We start from the raw sequence: 22,910 nt of genomic DNA on the forward strand, positions 1-22,910 counted from the left end.
AGTACCCGACGGTGGCGCGGCTGGTGGAGTACCTGGTCACCGAGTACGCGGACGCGGTGGCGGAGGCCTTCCCCGTCGCTGGCGAGCAGCCGGCGGAGCCCGCCGCCGTCCCGGCCGCGGAGGCCGCCGATGTGCGGGAGCGGGTGGAGCGGTTCGTCCGTGAGGTGATCGCGGAGACGATGCGGTTCGACGTGGCCGAGGTCGAGCGTGACCGTCCGTTCCGGGACATGGGGATCGACTCGCTGATCTCGATGGAGCTGCTGAAGCCGTTGCGTGAGCGGGTGGGGTATGTGCCCGCGACGGTGTGGTTCGAGTACCCGACGGTGGCGCGGCTGGTGGAGTACCTGGTCACCGAGTACGCGGACGCGGTGGCGGAGGCCTTCCCCGTCGCTGGCGAGCAGCCGGCGGGCTCCGCCGCCGTCCCGGCCGCGGAGCCCGCCGATGTGCGGGAGCGGGAGGAACGGGCCGAGGAGACGGGACCGCGCACCGGCGGCCTCGAGCCGCGGCCCGGCGACATCGCCGTCGTCGGCATCGCCGCACGGCTGCCCGGGGCCTCCGACGCCCAGGAGTTCTGGGACAACCTGCTCGCGGGCCTGGACTGCACCTCCACCGTGCCCCCGGAGCGCTTCGGCACGCGCCTGACGGACGGCCCCGAGCCCGTCTCGTACACCGAACGCGGCGCCTTCATCGACGACATCGACGCGTTCGACCACACGTTCTTCGGCATCACGCCCCACGACGCGGCGCGCATGGACCCCCAGGAACGCCTCGTCCTGGAACAGACCTACCTGGCGATCCTGGACGCCGGATACAGCCGCGCCCGGCTCGCCGGCAGCGACACGGGAGTGTTCGTCGGTGTCATGAACGGCGGGTACGCGTGGCACACGGTCACCGGACCGGGTGCGCAGCCGCCCACCTCGGCGTTCTGGTCGGTGGCCAACCGTGCCTCGTACCAGTTCGACTGGCACGGCCCCAGCATGGCCGTCGACACCGCCTGCTCCGCTTCCCTGACCGCGCTGCACCTGGCCTGCCAGTCCCTGCGCGCGGGGGAGTGCGACCGCGCCGTCGTCAGCGGCGTCAACCTCATCACGCACCCCCGCCAGTACCAGCTCCTGTGCGGCCTGGAGATGCTGTCGCGCACCGGGGAGTGCCGGCCGTTCGGTGCCGGAGCCGACGGCTTCGTGGACGGCGAGGGCGTCGTCAGCCTGGTGCTCAGGCCCGCCGAGGACGCCCTGCGCGACGGGGACCGCGTGTACGCCGTCATCAGCGGCTCCGCGGTCAACGCCGGCGGCCGGGCGAACGGTTACACCGCGCCGAACCCCGAGGCCCAGTACGCGGTCGTCACCAAGGCACTCGCGGCGGCGGGCACCTCCCCCGAGGAGGTGGGCTACGTCGAGGCCCACGGCACCGGCACCGCGCTGGGCGACCCCATCGAACTGCGCGCCCTCACCAAGGCCTACGCCGCGGCCGGCACCCAGCGGATCCGGCTGGGCTCGGTGAAGTCCAACATCGGCCACCTCGAGTCGGCGGCCGGCCTGAGCGGAGTGCTCAAGGCCGTGCTCCAGATGCGCCACGGCACCCTGGTGCCCTCGCTGCACGCGGAGCGCACCAACCCGCACCTGGACTTCGAGGCCACCCCGTTCCGGCTGAGCACGCGGCGCGAGAGCTGGCCCGCGGACCTGCCCCTGGCGTCCGCCGTCAGCTCGTTCGGCGCGGGCGGAGCCAACGCCCACGTGGTGCTGCGCGGGGTGCCCGCGCAGACCGGCACCGCGGCGGCCGCCGCCCGTCCGCGGCGGGACTGCTACGTCATCCCGCTCTCCCACCACAGCAGCGCCGGACTGCAGCTCGCCATGGACGAGCTGCGGCAGTGGCTGCGCGGGCGCCGGGTGGACATGGACGCCCTGGCCCACACGCTCGCGTGCCGCCGCGACAGCTTCCCGCACCGCGTGGCGATCGTCTGCCGCGACCAGGACGAGCTCGTCCGCGGCCTCGAGCAGGACCTGCACAGCCGCCCCCGGACCCCGGCCACGGCGTCGGGGCCGGTGGCGGAGCTGTCCGCCGGCACGGCCCGGGAGGTCGCCGCCCTGTACGAGTCCGGCGGCTCCGTGGACTGGGACGACTACTACCCGAGGACCGCCCCCGTCGAGCTGCCCGCGTACCCGTTCCTGCGCCACCGCCACTGGATCGACTCCGCGGAATCCGGCTTCCGCTCCCTCTCCTCGCTGGTGTCCGCCCACCGGATCGACGGCGTGACCATGGCGCCGGCGGCCTGGACGCTCGCGGTCCTCGCCGAACGGGCCGAAGGCCGCGCCCTCGGCAACGTGCTGTGGCAGAAGAGGATCACCGACCCCGGGGCCGTCGAGGTCCGGGAGCGTGGGGGCGAACTGTCGCTCGTCGACCGCGCCACCGGCGACGTGCACTGCACGGCCGAGGTGGGGGCGCCGGCGGCGGTCGCCGGCCCGCCCGGCATGCCCGCCGGCGTCCGCAGGCAGCACCGGCCGGAGATCTACGGCACCTTCCGGCGGCTCGGCTACGACTACGGCGAACCCCTGCGCGGCGTGCGCTGGGCCGACGTCGGACCCGGTGCGGTACGGGCGTTCCTCCATGTGGACCACGACTGGGGCCACGGCCTGTCGCCCGCGCTGCTGGACTGCGGAATGCAGCTCTCCATCCTGCTGGCGGCCGAGGAGGCACCGGACGGTCCTGTGTGCGTTCCCTACCACCTGGGGCGGCTGACCGTGGTCCGGGCCCCGCGGGACGAGGCGGTGTTCTGCCACTGCGTGGCCCGGCCGGGCGGCGGGTCCCGGCGGACCCGCACGTACGACTTCTTCTTCACCGACGAGCACGGCGACGTCCTCGTGGCCCTGGAGGAAGTGGTGTCCGTGGCGGTCGACGGCCACGGCCCGGCGGTCCAGCGGCCGGCTCCGGCCCCCGGGTCCGCCTCCGCGCCCTTCACCGTCCTCGAACTGAACTGACGGGGGACGCGGATGACCGGCGACGTCCTGATGTTCCCCGGGCAGGGCTCACAGCGCCTGGGCATGGGCAGGGAGGTGTTCGACGCCTACCCCGAGCTGTGCGACAGGGCCGACGAGACCGTCGGCCACTCCCTGCGCGAACTGTGCCTGGAGGACCCGCACGGACTGCTCAACGAGACCGCCTACACGCAGCAGGCGATCTACTTCGTGAGCTGCCTGATGTACCTGGCCCACGCCGAGCGGCACGGGGACGAGCGGGTGCGGTGCCTGACGGGCCACAGCCTGGGGCTGTACCCGGCGCTCTTCGCGGCCGGCGTCTTCGACCTCTTCGAGGGGCTCGAGATCGTCGCCAAACGCGGTGCCCTCATGCAGGAGGCGCGGGACGGGGCGATGGTGGCGGTCCTCGGACCGCAGGCGGACGGCATCGACGGACACCTCGCCCGGCTGGAGTTCTTCGACGTGGACGTGGCCAACTACAACAGCCCGGACCAGGTCGTCCTCAGCGCGGCGCAGCCGCGCCTGGAGGAGCTGGTGCCGCGGCTGGAGGAGACCGGCCACCGCTGCGTGTGGCTGCCGGTCAGCGGTGCCTTCCACTCCCGCCACATGGAGCCGGCCCGGTGCGAGTTCGCGCGGTTCCTGCGGGAGCGGGAGTTCGCGCCGCCCGCCAAGGCCGTCGTCTCCACGACGAGCGGCCGGACGCTGGGCGCCGGGCACCTGCTGGAGGAGATGGTCTTCCAGCTCGTGAAGCCGGTGCGGTGGTGGCAGACCGTGACGTATCTGGCCCGTACGGGACACAAGACCTTCCACGAGATCGGTCCCGGCACGGTGCTGACCAAGTTGAGCGCAAAGATCCTCGGCGATGAATCCTCGCCGCAGGCCGAGCCCGGGAAGTGATGACCGTGGAAACAGCACACAGCAGGATCGCCGTGATCGGTGGTGGCGGCTCCGGCTCCGTCGCGGCCTGGCAGCTTGCCCGACAGCACGACGTCACGCTCTTCGAGGCGGGCGAGTACCTGGGCGGGCACGCCTACAGCCACCCGGTCGAGACGGACCAGGGCACACTCCACGTGGACATGGGCGTGGAGCACTTCAACGAGAAGCTGTCGCCCAACCTGTTCCGGCTGCTGACCGACTTCGGCATCGGCACCTACGTCGCCCCGTCCTCCGTGCACGTGGACTTTCCCGGTGAGCGGCAGTACTGGAACAACCTCGACTTCCTCGGCCGGCTGCGCGAGGAGCTGCACGAGGAGTTCGACCGGTTCCACCAGGAGATGAACCAGGTGCCCACCTCGGGCGACGACTCCTACAAGCACATGAGCATCGGCGAGTACCTGGACGCGAACGGGTACTCCAAGAGCTTCAAGTACCAGGCGATGAACCCGATCCTGAGCATCTACTCGGGCTGCCACGCGCCGTCGCTGGACTACAACCTCATGTACGTCGCGCTGTCGTTCAGCATGAACCTGCTCTCCTTCTTCGCCGCCGGGTACTGGCGCAAGGCACAGGGCGGCATCCACGCCTACCTGGCCAGGATCGAGAGCGAGCTGGGCGACCGCGTCCGGCTGAACACGCCCGTCGAGGCCGTCGTCCCGGCGGAGTCCGGGGTGACGGTGGTGGCCGGCGGGCAGGAGCACCACTTCGACCAGGTCGTGTTCGCCACGCACGCGGACGTGACGCTGGCACTGCTGCGCACCTCCGACCCCCGGTACCGGGAGCTGCTCGGGGACTTCGCGTACGTGCCGGTCGAGAGCGTGCTGCACCAGGACGAGAGCTGGCTCAGCCCGGTGGGCCGCGACGCCTACTGCCAGTTCCGGATGCCGGAGGGCTTCGAACTCACCCGCGCCGAGGACCAGATGGGCAGCCTCACCCGCAACTGCAACGTGCTCCACCCCTACCGGAACGTGAAGTCGCCCATCCTGATCACCTTCGACCCGCAGGAGGAGGTCGACCCCGAGCGCGTCCTCGTCCGCCGCAAGTGGAAGCTGCCCCAGCTCCGCCCGGTGGACGTGCGCCGCAAGAAGCGGCTGAGCGAGATCCAGGGCCGGAACAACCTCTGGTTCTGCGGCACCGACACCAGCGTCACCGGGCACGAGGGAGCGATCGTCTCCGGCATGGTGATCGCGGACCGGCTGGGCGTCCCGTACCCCTTCCCGGACGACGCGCCCGCCTTCGGCCAGTTCCGCGGCATCAAGGAATTCATGGGTGTCTGAGCGAACACCGCCCGGCACCGTCACTTTCTCAATCGGGGATGACCCATGGAATCGCTAGCACCTCGGTACCAGGACCTCGCCGCCCTCGCCGCCTTCGACGTGCCCGGCGAGCAGGCCGGCGCCGCTGTGGTGGTCACCGACCGGGAGGACGTCGCGGCGGCGGCCCGCGCCATCGGCGCCGAGTGCTGGTACGCCGGCCCCGCCACGAAGAGCGAGGACCGGCTCGGGCAGGAGCTGCGGCGGCGCATCGCCCTCCCCCGGGCTCCCGGCCCCGCTCGGGCCGAGGGGATCCCCGCCACCCTGGTGGTGGCCTGGGGCGACGGGCCGTCCGGCGGCACGCCGGGGTACGCCGCGGCGGTGCGGTTCGCCCGCGCCGGCCTGGCCCTGCTGCAGGCCGTGCGCGAGTCGGGACGCCCCGTCCACCTCCTCACGCTGTCCCGTGCGGCCGACGTGCTCCCCTCGCTGCTCGACGGCATGGCCCGGACGGCCGCGCTGGAATGCCCGCTCGTCCACACGGCGGTCGAGTGCGGTGACCCCGTCACCGCCGAGCGGCTGCGCGCGTGGATCGCGGCCGGGGTCCGCCGTCCGGGGGCGGTGCTGCGGGCCGAGGGCGACCGGATCGCGCTCCTCGGCCACGCGCCGCGGCCGCTGGAACGCGTGCGGCCGGGCGAGGTGTTCGGTGACGGCGGCCCCGTCGTGGTCATCGGCGGCACCGGGGGCATCGGACGCCATCTGTGCCGGTACCTGAGCCGGCGCTGCGGCGCCCAGGTGTTCGTCCTGGGACGCGGCACTCCCGGCCCGCAGGCGCAGGCGGCCCTGAAGGAGGCGGGCGTGCGCAGCCACCTCGCCGCCGCGGCCGACGACCCCGAGGCGCTCGACGGCGCGCTGCGCTACGTCCACGACCGGTTCGGACCGGTCAAGGCGGTGTTCAACCTCGCCGGAGTGCTGGACGACTGCCTGCTGTACAACCTGACGCCCGACCGCCTGGAGAACGTCCTGCGGCCGAAGGTGGCCACCGGCCTCAACCTCGCGGCCCTGACCGGTCCGCACCGGCCCGGCACCGTGGTGCACTTCAGCTCGCTGACGAGCGTCACGGGAAACGTGGGCCAGACGGCCTACGGAGCGGCCAACGCGTTCCTCGACCGGCTGTCCGCGCACCGGCCCGACTGGTACAGCATCAACTGGGGCCTGTGGGACACCGACGGCATGCAGATGCCGGACGACACCTCGGGGCTGCGGGCGATGCCCCCCGAGCAGGCCTGCGACGCGCTGCTGTCGGCCCTCGCCACCGGGACGCGTCACCTGGCCGTCTACGACGGACAGGTGCGCCTCGACCCCGACGCCGCACCGCCGGCCGCGTCGCCGGACGCACCCGCCGGGGCCGGTTCCCCTTCCCCCGCCCCGGACCTGTCCGCCCGCACGGCACAGTGGCTGCGGGACCTCATCGTCCGGCACAGCGGCCTGCGGCATCTGCGCGACGACGACAACCTGCTGGACCAGGGGCTGGACAGCGTCGCCAGCATCCGCATCAGCAGGGACATCGAGACCCGCCTGGACATCGCCGGTTCGTCCCGGCTGAGCCGCGCGGTCCTCTTCGAGTACCCGACCGTCGCGGCGCTCGGCACGTACCTGGTCGAGAACTTCCCCACCGAACTGGAATCCTCCTTCACCCGCGAACAGCCGCCGGCACGGGAGCCTGCGGCGGCTTCCGGGTCTGCGGGTGCGGCGGTTCCTGGGGCTGTGGCCTCGGGAGCCCCTGGCTCTGCGGGTGCGGCGGTTCCTGGGGCCGTGGTCCCGGCGGCCCCCGCGCCCGCGGCCCCACCGGCCCCCGCCGCCGGGACCCCACCCCCACCGGCCGGGCAACCGCGGGGGTCCGCGTCCGCGGCCGCCGTGCCCGGGGACGGTCCCGCGGCGGACGCCTACCGCCCCGATGACATCGCCATCGTCGGGATGGCCGGGGAGTTCCCCGGCGGCGCCGACACCGAGGCGTTCTGGCAGGCGCTGCTGAGGGGCGACGACGCGGTACGGGTCATACCCGGCGACCGCTGGGACTGGCGGGAGAACCACTCCTTCTCGCCGGACGAACCGGGCACCTCCTACGGCCGCCACGGCGGGTTCCTCGACCACGCCCTGGACTTCGACCCCGTCTTCTTCAACATCGCGCCCCTCGACGCGCGGTCCATGGACCCGCAGGAGCGCCGCTTCCTGCAGTCCGTCTACCACGCCCTGGAGGACTCCGGGTACTTCGCCCGGCCGACCCACGACGTGGGCGTCTTCGTGGCCGCCATGTTCGGCCACTACCAGGACCTCACCGCTCCCGACCGGGTGATCGGCAGCTCGTTCGCCGCCATCGCCAACCGGGTCTCCTACGCCTTCGACCTGCACGGCCCCAGCGTCGCCCTGGACACCATGTGCTCCGGCGGGCTCACCGCCCTGCACCTCGCCGTCCGCAGCATCCGCTCCGGGGACTGCGCCCTGGCCGTGGCGGGCGGCGTGAACCTCATGACGCACCCGGGGAAGTACCGTCTGCTGTCCGAGGGCAGGTTCCTCAGCCCCACCGGCCACTGCCAGGCCTTCGGCGTGGAGGCGGACGGCTACGTCCCCGGCGAGGGAACCGCCGCCGTGGTCCTCAAGCCGCTGTCCCAGGCGCTCGCGGACGGGGACCGCGTGCACGCGGTCATCCGGGCGACCGCGGTGAACTCCGGAGGCCGGACGGCCGGCTTCACCGTGCCCTCCGAACGCGCCCAGCACCGTGTGATCGCCTCCGCCCTGGCCGAGGCGGAGATCGAACCGGCCGCGGTGACCTACGTCGAGGCGCACGGCACGGGCACCCGACTCGGCGACCCGATCGAGGTGCGCGCGCTGCGGCGGGCGTACGGCGGGCCCGAGCAGGGCCGCGCCCATCTCGGCTCGGTGAAGAGCAACATCGGGCACCTGGAGTCCGCCGCGGCGATGGCCGGACTCGTCAAGGTCGTCAAGCAGCTCGCCCACAAGACCCTGGCGCCCACCCTCCACTGCGCGCTCGAGAACCCTGACCTGCATCTCGAGGACTCGCGTTTCGCCCTGGTCAAGGAGGTCCTGCCGTGGCCCGCGGGCAGCACGCCCACGCGCTTCGCCGGACTGAGCTCGTTCGGTGCCGGCGGCGCCAACGGGCACGCGATCATCCAGGAGTTCGTGGACCCCCGCCCGGCCCGCCCCGTACCCCGGTTCCCGCGCTACTTCATCCCGCTGTCCGGGCGGGACGAGGCCGCCGTGCGGCGCCGTGCGGACCAACTGCTCGCCGCGCTGCGCGACGCGCCCGACACCGCCTCGTACCTGTACGGGCTGAGCTACACCCTGTGCTGCGCCAGACAGCACTTCCGCGTCCGGCGCGGCTACTGGGCCGAGAGCGTCGAGCAACTCGCCGGCCTGCTCCGGCACGCGGACGGATCCTCCCCGGCCGCCCCGCCGGCCGGCGACCCCTTCGCCGGGGCGGCGTCGGAGTACCTCGCCGGCGAGAACCCCGACTTCACGGAGCTGTTCCCGGTCCGCATGCCGGTGGACGCCCCGCTCTACCCGTTCGCCGCCGAGCGGTACGTGGCCGACACGCTCGACCACGCGAACCGGCCGGCCGCCCCCGCGGCCCTGCCCGCACCGGTCCCCCGCGGCACCGCCGGCGACGCCGCCGAACTGCTGCTCACCCCGGTGTGGCGGCCGCAAGCGGCGGACGGCCCGGCGGACTCACCGGTGCCGTGCGTCCTCGTGCTCACCGACCGCGGCCAGGAGCCCAGGCTCCCCGACCCGCCGGAGGGCACCCGGCTGGTCCGGGTGACAGCCGGCGACGCGCTGGTCGTCGAGGCGGACCGGATCGAGCTGCCCGAGGGCGACGACACCGCCGCCCGGCGCGCCCTGGAGCACCTCACCGGCGAACTGGGCCTGGAACACCTGTACTGGGTGGATCTCAGGCGCCAGGGGACGGTGGCGTCGCAACTGGCCTTCGCCAAGGCCCTCCAGGCCTGCCGCACCCCGTCCACGGTCCTCGGCGTGACCCAGGAGGACGACGCGGCCGAGGTGCGCGCCGGGGCCGGCTTCCTGCACGGGCTGGCGGAGGAGAACCCGCATGTGCTCACCGTTCAGGCGCGCCGCTGCGGTACCGGTGACGTGTTCGCCGACGGCTGGGAGCCCCTGCTGGACGAACTGCGTGCCGCCCGCCGACCGCTCACCGAGGTCAGATGGGCGGACGGGACCCGCCAGACGCGCGAACTGACGGAACTCCGGCCCGACGGCGGCGGCGTCCGGCTGCGCACCGGGGGGACGTACCTCCTCACGGGCGGACTGGGCAAGATCGGCCGGGCCGTCGCCGAACTCCTGACCGAGCGGTACCGGGCCACGGTGATCGCCGTCGGCCGTTCCGCGCCGGACGCCGGGCAGCGGCAGTGGATCGCCGCGTCGCCGGGGCTGCACTACGAGCAGGCGGACATCGTCTCCGCGGACGGGACCCGGGACCTGATCGAGAGGATCCGCGAACGCTTCGGCGGCCTCGACGGAGTCATCCACTCCGCGGGCGTCATCAGGGACGCCCTGGTGCAGAACAAGTCGGCGGAGGACGCGGAGGCGGTGCTCGCCCCGAAGGTGCGGGGCACGCTGAACCTCGACCGGTACACCGCCGGGCTGCGCCTGGACTTCTTCTGCGTCTTCTCCTCCATCTCCAGCGTCATGGGCAACACCGGGCAGAGCGACTACATCGCCGCCAACCGCTTCCTCGACGAGTTCGCGGCCGAGCGCGCCCGGCGCGTGGCGGACGGCGGGCGCAGCGGCTTCAGCCTGTCGGTCAACTGGCCGCTGTGGCTGGACGCCGAGGACGAACGGCGCGAGCAGTACCAGGCGCTCGCCGACTTCCTGCGCGGCCAGTTCGGGATGGAGCCGCTGTCCTCGCGGCGCGGCGCGGAGCTGTTCCTCGACCTGCTCAACGGCCTGCCGGAGACCTGCCACCAGGTCATCCCGTGCGTCGGGGACGTGGCGCGGATGCGGCAGCGGCTGCTGCCCGGCGCCGTACGGCCGGCGCCCCGGGCGGACGGCGTGGCCCCGGCCGCGGAGGGCACCGGCCCCCGCCCCGGCGCGACACTGGAGGAGATCGGCGGACGGCTCGTGGAGCTGGTGCGGCAGCAGACCGGCCTGCGGCCGGAGGACATCGCCGTCGACAGCACGTGGGGCGAGCTCGGCTACGACTCGGTCGGCCTCCAGCGCCTGGCCCGGGAACTGGGCTCCCGGTTCGGCGCGGAGACCCCGCCCAACGCCCTCTTCCGGTACAGCAGCATCGCATCGCTGAGCGCCCATCTGAGGGACCGGGGCGTACCGGCGGAGGGCGGGGCGGCGGCCGTGCCGCAGCCGTCCCCGTCCGCCGGAGCGCGGACCACCGGCGGCACCGGTGCGACGGCCACCGCCACCGCCGCCGGCCCGCCGGCGGACCCCGGCGGCCTCGGGGGCGGCGGACGCGGCAGGTACGCCGTGATCGGGATGAGCGGCGTCATGCCCGGAGGCGCGGACCTGGCGGACTTCTGGGAGCTGCTCGTCGAGAACGGCAGCGCCATCCGCGCGGTCGACCGCTGGAAGGGCCGCGAGAAGCAGTACTTCGCGGGCACCATCGACGCCTTCGACGCGTTCGACCACTCCTTCTTCGGGCTCTCCGCCCGGGAGGCGGTCCTCATGGACCCGCAGCACCGGCTCTTCCTGCAGAGCGCCTACAACGCCCTGCTCGACGCCGGCTACGCGCCCGGAGCGCTGCGGGAGGTGGGCGTCTTCGCCGGCGTGCAGTTCAGCGAGTACCAGACGGCGCTGCAGCACAGCGAGGACTGGGCCCACCCGTACACCGTCACGGGCAACGCGCACACCATGCTCGCCAATCGCGTGTCCCACCTGCTCGACTTCACCGGCCCGAGCCAGACGGTCGACACCGCCTGCTCGAGCGGGCTGGTGGCGCTGAACCGGGGGGTGCTCTCGCTCGCGGCGGGGGAGTGCGACGTGGCTCTCGTGGGCGCCGTCAGCGTGCTCGTCGACCCGGCCGCCACCGACGCGGCGAGCCGGCTGGGGGTGCTCTCCCCCGACTTCCGCTGCGCCACCTTCGACAAGGACGCCAACGGCTATGTCCGGGCGGAGGGCGTGGGCTGCGTGGTGGTCAAACGGCTCGCCGACGCCCAGCGGGACGGCGACGCCGTGCTCGCGGTGATCGAGGGGGTGGCCGAGAACCACGACGGCCGCTCCAACTCGCTGACCGCCCCCAACCCCGACGCCCAGGTCGCCCTGCTGGAGAAGGTCTACACACCGGAGCTGGCCGCCCGGGTCTCCCACATCGAGGCGCACGGCACCGGTACGAACCTGGGCGACCCCATCGAGATCAGCGCGCTGCGGACCGCGTTCGGCCGGCTGGCCCCGCACCGTGAGCCGGGCAGCATCACGCTGGGGGCGGTGAAGACCAACGTGGGCCATCTGGAGCCGGCCGCCGGCATGGCGGGGCTGCTGAAGCTGCTGCTGTGCCTGCGTCACCACCGCCTGCCGGCGAACATCAACTTCAAGGAGCTCAATCCGCTGGTCGAACTCGACGGTTCGCCCTTCCGGTTGCTGCTGGAGAACGAGCGGTGGGAGCGGAGCACACCGCTGGTGGCCGGCGTCAGCTCCTTCGGGTTCGGCGGGTCGAACGCGCACGTGGTCCTCTCCGAGGCGCCCGCCCCGTCACCGGCCCGCAGGACGCCGCGGCCGCACTGGCTCGTCACGCTCAGCGCCCGCTCCCGTGCCTCGCTCACACAGATGAGGGACGGCCTGCTGGAGTGGCTGCGGGGTCCCGGGGCGGAGCGCGCGGACCTCGGGGACGTCGCCCACACCCTGGCGGCCGGCCGCGACCACTTCGAGTACCGCATGGCCTGGATCGTCGCCGGCACCCCGGAGCTGCGGCAGCGGCTGGAGGAGGCCCGTCCCGAGGAGGCGGCCAAGTGCCGGCCGCAGCGGCTGACCAGGCACCCGGTGACGCTGCCGGACGCGGCGGATCCCGGTCACCGCGCGGCGCTGGAGGCCCTTCGGGCCCGCTACCTGGAGGGGGAGGAGTTCGCATGGGAAACGATGTTCGACGACGGGCGGTTCGGCCGGCTGCACCTGCCGGGCTACGCGTTCGAACAGAACCGGTTCTGGTTCGAGTGACCGGTACCGGCAGGGCAACGGCGCGCCAGGGAATCGAGAGTGGGCATGGACGAGCTGCTTGAGGACGACACCCCCGTCGTGGTCGGCATGGCCTGCCGGTTCGCCGGCAGCGACGGCCTGGGGGAGTACTGGGAGCGCCTGCGGCTCGGCCGCAGCGCCCTGGGCACCACCGGGCGCTGGGCGGGGGAGGAGGACGCCGCGGCCTTCGTCGGCGGCTTCCTGGACGGGCACCAGGACTTCGACGCGCGGTTCTTCCGCGTCTCACCGAACGAGGCCCGGTGCATGGACCCGCAGCAGCGGATCCTGCTGCAGACGGTGCAGCACGCCGTCGACGACGGCTATCTGACGGCCGCGGACCTGCGCGACCTGGACTGCGGTGTGTTCGTCGCCGGGCTGCCCGGCGACTACCGCTCCCTGGTGGCGCAGCGCAGCGACGTCGTCTACGGCACCCACAGCTTCCTGGGCAACGCGCCCTCCACGCTGTCGGGCCGCATCTCCTACTTCTACGACATCAACGGCCCGTCGGTCACGCTGGACAGCGCGTGCTCCTCGTCGCTGGCGGCGCTGCACGAGGCGGTGCTCAACGTCCGGGCCGGGCAGTGCCGCTGCGCGGTCGTCGGCGCGGTGTCGGTCTTCAGCACCCCCGAGGTGCTGCGCTTCGCGCAGCGTTCCCGGATGAGCTCTCCCGAGGGCGCGTCGCTGCCCTTCACCGACGCCGCCGACGGATTCGTACCGGCCGAGGGCGCCGCAGCGCTCGTCGTCATGCGGTACGACGAGGCGCGGGCCCGGGGACTGCGCGTCTACGGAGCGGTCCAGGCGACCGCCACCAACCACAACGGCACCACCAACGGCCTGATGGCGCCGAGCTCCCGGGCGCAGTCCCGGCTGATCGCGGAGCTCTACGAGCGCGAGGGGATCGACGCCTCGCGGATCGCCTACCTGGAGACGCACGGCACCGGCACGCCGCTGGGCGACCCCATCGAGCTGGAGGGCCTCAGGTCCGCCTTCCGCCGGGCCGGCGCCGACGGCTGCCACCTCGGCGCCGTGAAACCGCTCATCGGGCACACCCTGGTGACCTCCGGCCTGGCGAGCGTCATCAAGGCGCTGCTCGCCTTCCACCATGGGACGATCCCGCCGGTGGCCACCACCGACGAGGAGGTCTCCTACCTCGACGTCGCGCCGTTCAGGGTCAGCACCGAACCCCTGCCGTGGCCGGAGGACAAGCCGCTGTGCGCCGTCAGCGCCTTCGGCTTCACCGGCTCCAACGGACACGTGGTCCTGCGCAGGCCGGCGGACGGGCCCGCGGGCGGGGACGCGGTGGACCGCCGCCCCGGACGGGCGCTGCCCTTCTGCCTGTCGGCCGAGTCACAAGGCAGCCTCGCGGCGCTGGCCGGCCGCGTGCGGGCGCTCGTCGCCGAGCTGCCCGGGGACCGGCTCTGGGACCTCTCCCAGCTACTGCTGCGGCGCCCGCGCCTCACCCACGAGCAGGTGGTCGTGGCCGGCACCCGGGAGGAACTCCTCACCGGCCTCGACGCGCCTCCGCTCAGCGGGGAGGACGGCCCGGCCCCCCGGACCGCGGACACCGGCCGCCTGGACGACGACCTGCGCGACCTGGTCACCCACTGGCGGGACCGGGACACCCCCGCGCTGCGGAGGCGGCTGGACGCACCGGCCGACCTGGCGCGGATCGCGCTGCCCGCCTACCCCTTCGAGAGGCGGCGGCACTGGGTGATCGACGAAACCTCCGCGCGGACGCCCTCCGCGCCCCGAGCGCAGGACGCCCCGGAACCCGTGGACGAGGGACCCGTGGAAGAACTGTGCGCCCGGCTGTCGGCGCTGCTGGGCTTCGACGAAGGGAAGGACGAGGTCGTCCCCGGCACCAGGATCGCCTCGCTCGGCCTGGACTCGCTCTCGGCCGCTCAGCTCCTGAGCCCGTACCAGAAGGCCGGAAGCCCCATCAAGGCGCACGATCTCTTCCGCCACGAGACGGTGGCCGGCCTCGCCGCCGCCATCGGCGGCCGGCCGCTCGCCTCACGGCAGCAGCAGCCGCCGCCGGACCGGAACGACCGCGGCGGCCCGGCGGCGGACACGGCACGCCCGTCGCGCCCCGCACCGCCGCTGCTCCGGTGGTCCCAGTACGGCGACTCGGGCCGCCCCGCCCTGCTGCTCCCCCCGCTCAACTGCGACCAGCGGGCGTGGACCCAGCAGATCCCGGCCCTGCTCCGCCAGGGACGCAGGATCCACGTCCCGGAGTACCCCGGGCACAACGACGCCCCCTTCGACGAGGAGCGCTTCTCCTTCGAGGCGCTCGCGGACGAGGTGGCCGACTACGTGCGGGACACCGTCGAGGGCCCGGCCGACCTGGTCGGCTGGTCGCTGGGCGGCTGCGTCTCGACCCTGACCGCCCTGCGGCACCCGGAGCGCGTCGACTCGCTGACGATCGTGAGCTGCGCGCCCCGCTACGGCGAGGACGCCTTCGAGCGCACCCTCGACCTGCGCGAGGAGCTGCGCCTGCACGGGAACCTGCTGGAAGCGGTGTTCGGCGGGGGCGGCGACCTGGCCGAGCGGTTCGGCGGGAACGCCTCCATGGACGTCCTGCGCTGCTACTACACGGCCCTGACGGCCTTCGACGTCGTCGACCGCCTCCCGGACATCACCGCGGACTGCCTGGTGGTCCGCGGACTCGACGACTGCGTCCTGGACACCGAAGCGGTCGCGCAGTACTCGAAGATCCCCGGGGCGCGGGTGCACGAGCTCGCGGGCCACGGGCACTACGTGCCGCTCACCGCGGCGCGCGCCTTCAACAAGACGCTGACGGCGTTCTGGGCCGAACGGGCCTGACCGGCACGCCGTGCGGCACCCGGACACACCACTCCTCGGCACAACCTCTCAACGGAACGGATCGGTTGCGGACATGCTGGTACGCGCGGACAAGGCGGCGGTCGTCCTCTTCGACATGCAGCTGGAGCTCATCCCACTGCTGCTGGAGGGCACCCAGCTGCTGCACAACACCTGCTGGGTGGCGGAGGTGGCGCGGGAGTTCGACCTTCCGCTGCTGCTGACCGAGCACAAGAAGCTGGGCGGACTCTCCCTGTCGCTGCACGAGGCGGCCGAGGGCGCGCCCCGGCTGGAGAAGGAGCACTTCGACTTCCTGCGGGAGGAGCACATCACCCGCCATGTGGCGGAGACCGGCCGCGACCAGTACGTGCTGGCCGGTGCGGAGACACACGTGGTCGTCCTCCAGTCGGCGCTGAGCCTGCTGGAGCAGGGCAGGACGGTGTTCGTGCTGGCCGACACCGTCTCCGCCCGCAACCAAGCGGACCACGAGCTGGGCCTGGACCGCCTGCGGCAGCTCGGGGCGCATCTCATCACGCGGGAGATGTTCTTCTTCGAGCTGATCCGCAACTCCGAGGACGCCCGCTACCTCGAACTGGCCAAGAAGTACCTGGACGGGCGCTACATCCGCTAGCCGGGCGGCGCGTCACGCGCGGGGCGGCGCGGCCGGGCCCGGGTCCCTGGGGCCGGCCGGACCAGCCGCCCGCCGGACAGCTCCAGGAGCCGGTCGCGGTGGCGCTCGCGCAGGGCCCGGTCGTGGGTGACGGTCACGACCGGGCCCGCGAAGCGTTCCACCGCCTTCAGCAACTGCTCGACCAGCACCAGGCTCAGGTGGTTGGTGGGTTCGTCGAGCAGCAGCAGATGCGGCCGCCGGGCGAAGAGCAGCGCGAGTTCCAGGCGCCGCCACTGGCCCACGGACAGCCGGTTCGCCGGGGTGGAGAAGTCCTCCGGGCCGAACAGACCGAACCTGGTCAGCTCGGCCGCGGCGTCCTCGGCATGGGCCGCGCGGCGCGCGGCGAACGCCTCCAGCAGAGGGCGCCGTTCCGCGCCGAAGTCGCTGTCCTGCGGCAGATGCCCGATGCGCAGCCCCGGCGCGCGCTCCACCACTCCGGCGTCCGGGGCCCGCTCACCCGCCAGCACCGACAGCAGCGTCGACTTGCCCGCGCCGTTCGGACCGCTGATCACATGACGGCTGCCGGCGGCCAGCGTCAGCTCCGCTCCCCGCAGCACCGTCCCGACGGCCAGGCCGGTGGCCCGCAGCAGCACGCCGTCGGCCGGCTCCGGGATCCCACCGGTCCCGTCGGCGGCCTGCGGGGGAGCGAAGTCGAGGGGCTCGGGCGGACGCGGCACCGCGTCCTGGAGAAGCTGCCGCAGATGCTGCTGGGCGGCGCGGGTCCTGCGGGCGACGGCGGCCTCGGCGGCGCTCCCCATGGCGTTGTAGGACAGTTTGTCGTTGTCGGCTCTGCCCGCGAAGACGCGGCCGCCGGCCTGGGCCCTGTCCAGCCGCCGCCGGGCCTCGGCCAGCTCCCGGTCCCATGCGCGGTACCGCTGCCACCAGCGCTCCCGGGCCGCGGCACGGTCGTCGAGGTAGTCGCGGTAGCCGCCGCCGTAGCGCACGGTCGAGCCCTCCGGGCCGTCGAGGTCGACGATGGCGGTGACGGCCGTGTCGAGCAGCGCCCGGTCGTGCGAGGCGATCAGGCAGGGGCCCTGGTACGCCGCGAGCCACTGGACCAGCCAGTCCACCGCCCGGTCGTCGAGGTGGTTGGTGGGCTCGTCGAGCAGCAGCCCGGCCGGTTCGTCGAGGACCAGCGAGGCCAGTGCCAGCCGGGCCCGTTCACCACCCGAGAGGGTCTGGACGCGGCGGCTCCGCTCCAGCCCGGCCAGGCCGAAGACGTCCAGCACCTCACCGATGCGGGCGCCCAGCTCCCAGCCGCCGCGGCGGCCGAACTCCTCCTGCAGCCGGCCGTACTCCTCCATCACGGCCTGCAGACCGCGGCCGTCCTCGGACGACATCCGCCGCTCCGCGGCGTGCATCCGCGCGGACAGTTCCCCGATCGCGGCCGTCGCCCGCGCGAGTACGTCCTCGATGGTGGAGCCGGCCGGGAAGTCCGGCTGCTGGGGAAGGAACCCCACCCGGCCCGTCACCGCGCGCACCACCTGGCCGCGCTGCGGTGCGAGCTCGCCGGCGAGGACGCGCAGCAGGGTCGACTTGCCCCGGCCGTTCTCACCGATCAGCCCCACCCGCTCGCCCCCGGAGACCGTGAGCGACACGTCGCGCAGCACCACGCGGTCCCCCAGCACGCAGTGCAGGTCCTCGGCGAGGAGGTGCGCCGAGCGGTGGTCGGCGGACAGGATGTCCTGCCCTCCGGTCACGTGCGAGGACGCCTCACTCATCGCCGGGCGCCCCCGTCTCGAGCAGGCGGCCGTCGGACACCCGCAGCCAGCGGTTCACCCCGATCTCCTTGATGAACCGTTCGTCGTGGCTGACCACGACGAACGCGCCCTCGTACGAGTTGAGGGCCCCCTCGAGCTGCTCGACGCTGTCGAGGTCGAGGTTGTTGGTCGGCTCGTCGAGCAGCAGCAGTTGCGGCGCGGGCTCGGCACCCAGGACACAGGCCAGGGTGGCGCGCAGCCTCTCACCCCCCGACAGGGCCCCGACCGGGAGGTGCGCGGCGGGCCCGCGGAAGAGGAAGCGGGCCAGCAGGGTCATCCGCTCCGCCTCGGGCTTGAGCGGCGCGTAGTCGGCCATGCACTGCGCGACGGTGCGGTCCAGCGGCAGCGTGTCCAGCCGCTGGGAGAGATAGGCGACACGGCCCTCGGCCCGCTTGAACACCGTGTGCTCCGCCTCGAGCTCCCCGCTGATCACCCGCAGCAGGGTGGACTTTCCGGCGCCGTTGCGGCCGGTCAGCGCGATCCGCTCGGGCCCCCGGACGGTGAGGCTGACGCCCTCGCCGGCGAAGAGCGGCCGCCCGCCGTACCGGACGTTGATCCCCTCGCCGAGGAAGACGGTGCGGCCCGCCGGAACCTTGGTGTCGGGCAGCTCCAGCGAGATGCTGCGGTCGTCGCGCAGGGCCCGGCTCGCCTCGTCCAGCCGGGCCCTGGCGTCGGCCAGCCGCTGACCGTGCATGTCGTTCGCCTTGCCCGCCGACTCCTGGGCGCGCCGCTTGAGGGTGCCCGCGGCCATCCTGGAGATGCTGCCCTTGCGGGCGGCCTTGAGTCCGACACCGGCTCGGCGCGCGGCCCGCTCACGGGCCTGCTGTACCTCCCGCTTCTCCCGCTTGACCTGCTGCTCGGCGGTCCGGATGTTCTTCTCGGCGGTCTCCTGCTCGGCGCGCACGGCCTCTTCGTAGTCGGTGTAGTTGCCGCCGTACAGCCGCATCTCGCCGGATTCCAGCTCGGCGATGCAGTCCATGCGGTCGAGCAGCGCCCGGTCGTGGCTGACCACCAGCAGACAGCCGTTCCAGTTCTCCAGCACCTGGTAGAGCCGACGGCGGGAGTCCAGGTCGAGGTTGTTGGTGGGTTCGTCGAGCAGCAGTACGTCGGGCTGCCTGAGCAGCTGGGTCGCGAGGCCGAGGGAGACGACCTGGCCGCCGCTGAGGGCGCGCAGCCGCTGGGACAGCGGAACGCCGCCGAGCCCCAGCCGGTCGAGCTGGACCTGGCTGCGTTCCTCGATGTCCCAGTCGTCGCCGACCGTGGCGAAGTGCTCCTCGCTCACGTCCCCGGACGCGATGGCGTCCAGCGCCTCGACGACCGGGGCTATGCCGAGCACCTCGGCCACGGTCAGGTCGCCGGTCAGGGGCAGGCTCTGGGGGAGGTAGCCGAGCAGGCCCTGGACGGTCACGGCCCCGCGGTTCGGGCGGAGTTCGCCAGCGATCAGCTTGAGCAGGGTGGACTTGCCCGCACCGTTCGGTGCGACCAGACCGGTGCGGCCGACGCCCACGGCCCAGGACAGGTCCTGGAACACGGGGGTGCCGTCGGGCCAGGAGAAGGAGAGATTCGAGCAGACGATGTTGGCGTCGGACATACGCGCAGGCCTCGCAGATGATGCGGACGCACCGGGGCGCCCGGGCGGGGGGTGGTCAGAGCACGTGGAGGTACGGCCACGGCACTGCGCACTCCGGGTGCACAGCGGTGGCAGTCGACATCCGGGGATCACCCGGTGATGTCGTCGTCACCCGCGATAACCACGGCTACCTTCCTTCGTGTACACCATCTGCGCATCACCGTACCAGAAGAGGAAGTTGACGCCGGGCGCCACCGGCCACGCACATACGCCCCTTCCACCGCACGCCGCATTGTTCACCCGGATGCTCTCCACCGGGAATCGAGTGGAATTCAAGCGCATCCGGTGCCGAACTCCAGGGCCTGCCATTGCCATCCCTTCGCGAGCGTCATTACTGTCGCCCTCGCTCACCCGGAAAACGTCTCGCAATAAGGAGCACCATGGGCATGCGAACCCCCGAGAAGGAACTCGGCGCCAAGAAGGAATGGCACCGTCCCGATTTCGTCACCATCGACACCGGCATGGAAGTGACCGCCTACTTCAGCCGCCGCGACTGACACACCCCTGCCGGAAAGGACGCAGGCATATCGATGTCCGTGACGCTCGAGGCCGACGCCCCTTACAGCGAGGCCGATTTCAGGCAGGCGCTCCACGCGCTCAAGTCGTCGTACTGGGACCGGCACCCGTTCCACCAGCGGATGCACGAAGGGCGGCTGGACGAGGGGGAGCTGCGGCTGTGGGCGGCCAACCGCTGGTACTACCAGCGGTGCCTGCCGCAGAAGGACGCCGCGATCGTGGCCAACTGCCCCCTGCCCGACGTGCGGCGCCAGTGGCTGTCCAGGATCGTCTACCACGACGGGACGGACGCTTCCTCGGGCGGTGCGGAGAAATGGCTGCGTCTGGCCGAAGCGGTCGGGCTCCGCAAGGACGAGGTGCTCGACGAGCGCCTCGTCCTTCCGGGCACGCGCTTCGCCGTGGACGCCTACGTGAACTTCGCCCGGAGCCGCCCCTGGCTGGAGGCGGCCGCGTCGGGGCTGACCGAGCTCTTCTCCCCGGGCCTGCTCGCCCACCGGCTGGGCCGGCTCAGGGAGCACTACCCGTGGATCGCCGAGGAGGGCTTCGCGTACTTCACCGCGCGCATCGAGGTGGTGGGCCCTGAGGGCCGTTCGCTGCTCGACCTGGTGGCACGGCACGCCGTCACCCGGGAACAGCAGGACGCCTGCGTCAGGGCACTGGCGTTCAAGTGCCAGGTGCTGAACGCCGTCCTGGACTCGCTCGACTACCACACGGGAAACGGAGCCCCGCGGTCATGACCGGCCTGCCCGAGCCCACCGTGCCGCGCCTGCGCACCGGAGTGCGGCTGACCAGCGATCCGGTACGCGGCGAGCTGGCCCTGCTGCCCGAACGCGTGGTCGTCCTGAACGACACCGCGGCGGCGGTGCTCGCCCACTGCGACGGCGCCTCCACCCTCGGCCGTATCGTCGAACGCCTCGCCGAGGAGTACGAGGGCGTCAGCGTCGAGGACGTCTCCGAGCTGCTGCTGCGGCTGGCGGAGCACCGGGTGGTGGACCTGGATGGCTGACCCGTCCGCCCGTGCCCCGCTGGGGATGCTGATCGAGCTGACCCACCGCTGCCCGCTGCACTGTCCCTACTGCTCCAACCCCCTGGAGCTCGTCCGCCGGTCCGAGGAGCTGACCCGCGAGCAGTGGTCGGACATCCTCACCCAGGCCCGCGAGCTCGGCGTCGTGCAGATGCACTTCTCCGGCGGCGAGCCGCTGGCCCGCCCGGACCTGCCGGACCTGGTCGGCCACGCTCGGGAGCTCGGCGCCTACGTCAACCTGGTCACCAGCGGCGTCGGCCTGACCGCCGACCGCGCGCGGAACCTGGCGCAACGAGGCACCGACCACGTCCAGCTCTCCCTCCAGGACGCCGACCCCGACCTGGGCGACCGGGTCGCCGGAGCCCGGGTGCACGCTGCCAAGCTCAAGGCCGCCGAGGCGGTCACCGCCGCCGGCCTGCCGCTCACCGTGAACGTCGTCCTCCACCGCCGGAACATCGACCGCGTGGAACGGATCGTGGACCTCGCCGTCGGCCTGGGCGCCGACCGGATCGAGCTGGCCAACACCCAGTACTACGGCTGGGGTCTGCGCAATCGCGCCGCGCTGATGCCCACCCGGGACCAGCTCGCCGCCGCGCGGCAGGCGGTACGGCGCGCCCGGGCGAAGCACGCGGGCGGCCCCGAACTGGTTTACGTCGCGGCCGACTACTACGACGACCGGCCCAAACCGTGCATGGACGGCTGGGGCAACACCCAGCTCACCGTCACCCCTACCGGCGACGTGCTGCCGTGTCCCGCGGCGTACGCCATCACCACCCTCCCGGTGGAGAACGCGCTGCGCCGCCCGCTGGCGGAGATCTGGTACGCCTCGGAGGCGTTCAACGCCTACCGGGGCACCGACTGGATGCGCGGACCGTGCCGCACCTGCCCGGAGCGCCACACCGACCACGGTGGCTGCCGCTGCCAGGCGTTCCAGCTCACGGGCGACGCCGCGGCCACGGACCCGGTCTGCGGCCTCTCCCCGCACCGGCCGCTGGTCGACGCGGCACTGGCGGAGGTCACCGACGGCGCGGCACCGGCGTTCGTCCCGCGGGGGCCGGTGGCGCCGTGAAGGTGATCCTGCTCGGCACCGCCGCAGGCGGGGGCTTCCCGCAGTGGAACTGCGCCTGCGCGCTGTGCGCCCGCTGTCACCGCGGCGAGCTGCCCGCGCGCTCCCAGGAGTGCGTCGCCGTCAGCGGCAACGGACGCGACTGGTGGCTGCTCAACGCCTCCCCGGACATCCGCACCCAGCTCCTCGCCGCACCCGCCCTGGCTCCCGGCCCCGGCCCGCGCGACACCCCCGTGCGCGGTGTGCTGCTCACCGACGCCGAGGCCGACCACGCCCTGGGGCTGACCGTCCTGCGCGGCGGCACGGGACTGACCGTGCACGCCGCGCCCCCGGTACGCGGCGCGCTCACCGCCGACCTGCCCCTGCGCGGCCTGCTGGACCGCTACGCGCCGTGGGACTGGCGGGACAGCACCGCCCCCGGCGGCTTCGAGCTGACCGGCGGGCTCCTCGTCACCGCGCACCCCGTCAGCGCCAAGGCCCCCAAGTACGTCGGCACTCCCGCCCCGGACGCCCCCTGGGTGAGCGCCTACCGCATCCAGGACACGGCGACCGGCGGAGCACTGGTCTACGCCCCCTGCCTGGCCACCTGGCCGGACGGCTTCGACGACCTGCTGGCCTCGGCATCCTGCGCCCTGCTGGACGGGACCTTCTTCAGCGCCGGCGAACTGGGGGCGGCGGTGCGCTCGGAGGACGCCGGGCAGCCTCTGATGGGCCATCTGCCCGTGGCCGGCCCCGGCGGCAGCCTGGCCGCCCTCGCCCGCCATCCGGGCCTGCGCCGGATCTACACCCACCTCAACAACACCAACCCCCTCCTCGACCCGTCCTCCTCCGCCCGCGCGGCGGCGCGACGGGCCGGCGCGGAGGTATTGCCGGACGGCAGTGAACTCGTTCTGTGAGCGCCGGCCGTTCTCCAGCGACCCTCCACCCATTCCGGCTCCGGGCTCCACGCGCCGCGTTACCGGCGAAGGCCGGACCTGTGTACCGTGCAGAAGCCGGACAGAAGTCCTGCGTGAACATACGAATGCAATGGAGCGACCTGACCCAGGAGCTG

13 protein-coding genes are annotated in these 22,910 nt (G+C 73.1%); 11 read left to right on the forward strand and 2 right to left on the reverse strand.

The window, feature by feature from the left end:
• The 6 genes from ABZ340_RS26470 to ABZ340_RS26495 form a co-directional block, all read left to right on the forward strand.
• A partial coding sequence (locus tag ABZ340_RS26470) for a beta-ketoacyl synthase N-terminal-like domain-containing protein (RefSeq protein ID WP_358784328.1) occupies window positions 1–2,975 on the forward strand: 2,975 nt, incomplete at its 5' end.
• 12 nt (window positions 2,976–2,987) lie between these two features.
• Window positions 2,988–3,869, forward strand: a complete 882-nt coding sequence (locus ABZ340_RS26475) for an ACP S-malonyltransferase (protein WP_358784329.1) — start codon at window positions 2,988–2,990, stop codon at window positions 3,867–3,869.
• 5 nt (window positions 3,870–3,874) lie between these two features.
• The gene (locus ABZ340_RS26480; RefSeq protein ID WP_358784330.1) at window positions 3,875–5,185 is read left to right on the forward strand and encodes an FAD-dependent oxidoreductase; all 1,311 of its coding nucleotides are present in this window, start codon (window positions 3,875–3,877) and stop codon (window positions 5,183–5,185) included.
• A 45-nt stretch (window positions 5,186–5,230) separates the two neighbouring features.
• On the forward strand, window positions 5,231–12,355 hold the full coding sequence (locus tag ABZ340_RS26485; RefSeq protein ID WP_358784331.1) for an SDR family NAD(P)-dependent oxidoreductase: 7,125 nt from the start codon (window positions 5,231–5,233) through the stop codon (window positions 12,353–12,355).
• 45 nt (window positions 12,356–12,400) lie between these two features.
• Window positions 12,401–15,196, forward strand: a complete 2,796-nt coding sequence (locus ABZ340_RS26490; RefSeq protein WP_358784332.1) for an alpha/beta fold hydrolase — start codon at window positions 12,401–12,403, stop codon at window positions 15,194–15,196.
• 73 nt (window positions 15,197–15,269) lie between these two features.
• Window positions 15,270–15,824: a hydrolase gene (locus tag ABZ340_RS26495; RefSeq protein ID WP_358784333.1), complete on the forward strand. Its 555-nt coding sequence runs from the start codon at window positions 15,270–15,272 to the stop codon at window positions 15,822–15,824.
• On the opposite strand, the gene ABZ340_RS26500 is transcribed toward ABZ340_RS26495, so the two are convergent.
• Both ABZ340_RS26500 and ABZ340_RS26505 read right to left on the reverse strand, forming a co-directional pair.
• Window positions 15,821–17,563, reverse strand: a complete 1,743-nt coding sequence (locus ABZ340_RS26500; protein ID WP_358784334.1) for an ABC-F family ATP-binding cassette domain-containing protein — start codon at window positions 17,561–17,563, stop codon at window positions 15,821–15,823. The genes ABZ340_RS26495 and ABZ340_RS26500 overlap by 4 nt on opposite strands.
• A 13-nt stretch (window positions 17,564–17,576) precedes the next feature.
• The gene (locus ABZ340_RS26505) at window positions 17,577–19,214 is read right to left on the reverse strand and encodes an ABC-F family ATP-binding cassette domain-containing protein (protein WP_358784335.1); all 1,638 of its coding nucleotides are present in this window, start codon (window positions 19,212–19,214) and stop codon (window positions 17,577–17,579) included.
• A gap of 425 nt (window positions 19,215–19,639) precedes the next feature.
• Between ABZ340_RS26505 and pqqA the strand changes: the two genes are divergently transcribed.
• The 5 genes from pqqA to pqqB are packed head-to-tail and all read left to right on the forward strand — an operon-like array spanning window position 19,640 to window position 22,755.
• Window positions 19,640–19,750 (forward strand): pyrroloquinoline quinone precursor peptide PqqA, encoded by a 111-nt coding sequence (gene pqqA / locus ABZ340_RS26510; RefSeq protein ID WP_358784336.1) that lies wholly within the window; start codon window positions 19,640–19,642, stop codon window positions 19,748–19,750.
• Window positions 19,751–19,783: 33 nt separating this feature from the next.
• Complete coding sequence (gene pqqC, locus ABZ340_RS26515; protein ID WP_358784337.1) at window positions 19,784–20,506, forward strand: pyrroloquinoline-quinone synthase PqqC; 723 nt, start codon at window positions 19,784–19,786, stop codon at window positions 20,504–20,506.
• On the forward strand, window positions 20,503–20,775 hold the full coding sequence (pqqD, locus tag ABZ340_RS26520) for a pyrroloquinoline quinone biosynthesis peptide chaperone PqqD (RefSeq protein ID WP_358784338.1): 273 nt from the start codon (window positions 20,503–20,505) through the stop codon (window positions 20,773–20,775). The genes pqqC and pqqD overlap by 4 nt, the downstream gene beginning before the upstream one ends.
• Window positions 20,768–21,862: a pyrroloquinoline quinone biosynthesis protein PqqE gene (pqqE, locus tag ABZ340_RS26525; protein WP_358784339.1), complete on the forward strand. Its 1,095-nt coding sequence runs from the start codon at window positions 20,768–20,770 to the stop codon at window positions 21,860–21,862. The genes pqqD and pqqE overlap by 8 nt, the downstream gene beginning before the upstream one ends.
• Window positions 21,859–22,755 (forward strand): pyrroloquinoline quinone biosynthesis protein PqqB, encoded by an 897-nt coding sequence (gene pqqB, locus ABZ340_RS26530; protein WP_358784340.1) that lies wholly within the window; start codon window positions 21,859–21,861, stop codon window positions 22,753–22,755. Before pqqE ends, pqqB begins: the two co-directional genes overlap by 4 nt.
• The last annotated feature ends 155 nt before the right edge of the window (window positions 22,756–22,910 follow it).

Source organism: Streptomyces sp. NPDC006134, assembly GCF_040628835.1.
GTDB lineage: Bacteria > Actinomycetota > Actinomycetes > Streptomycetales > Streptomycetaceae > Streptomyces.

Bases quoted from the DNA above. Each gene is read 5' to 3' on its own strand.
- ABZ340_RS26475 (WP_358784329.1), top strand. From the start codon at position 2,988: ATGACCGGCGACGTCCTGATGTTCCCCGGGCAGGGCTCACAGCGCCTG.
- ABZ340_RS26485 (WP_358784331.1), top strand. From the start codon at position 5,231: ATGGAATCGCTAGCACCTCGGTACCAGGACCTCGCCGCCCTCGCCGCC.
- ABZ340_RS26490 (WP_358784332.1), top strand. From the start codon at position 12,401: ATGGACGAGCTGCTTGAGGACGACACCCCCGTCGTGGTCGGCATGGCC.
- ABZ340_RS26495 (WP_358784333.1), top strand. From the start codon at position 15,270: ATGCTGGTACGCGCGGACAAGGCGGCGGTCGTCCTCTTCGACATGCAG.
- ABZ340_RS26505 (WP_358784335.1), bottom strand. From the start codon at position 19,214: ATGTCCGACGCCAACATCGTCTGCTCGAATCTCTCCTTCTCCTGGCCC.
- pqqA (WP_358784336.1), top strand. From the start codon at position 19,640: ATGCGAACCCCCGAGAAGGAACTCGGCGCCAAGAAGGAATGGCACCGT.
- pqqC (WP_358784337.1), top strand. From the start codon at position 19,784: ATGTCCGTGACGCTCGAGGCCGACGCCCCTTACAGCGAGGCCGATTTC.
- pqqD (WP_358784338.1), top strand. From the start codon at position 20,503: ATGACCGGCCTGCCCGAGCCCACCGTGCCGCGCCTGCGCACCGGAGTG.
- pqqE (WP_358784339.1), top strand. From the start codon at position 20,768: ATGGCTGACCCGTCCGCCCGTGCCCCGCTGGGGATGCTGATCGAGCTG.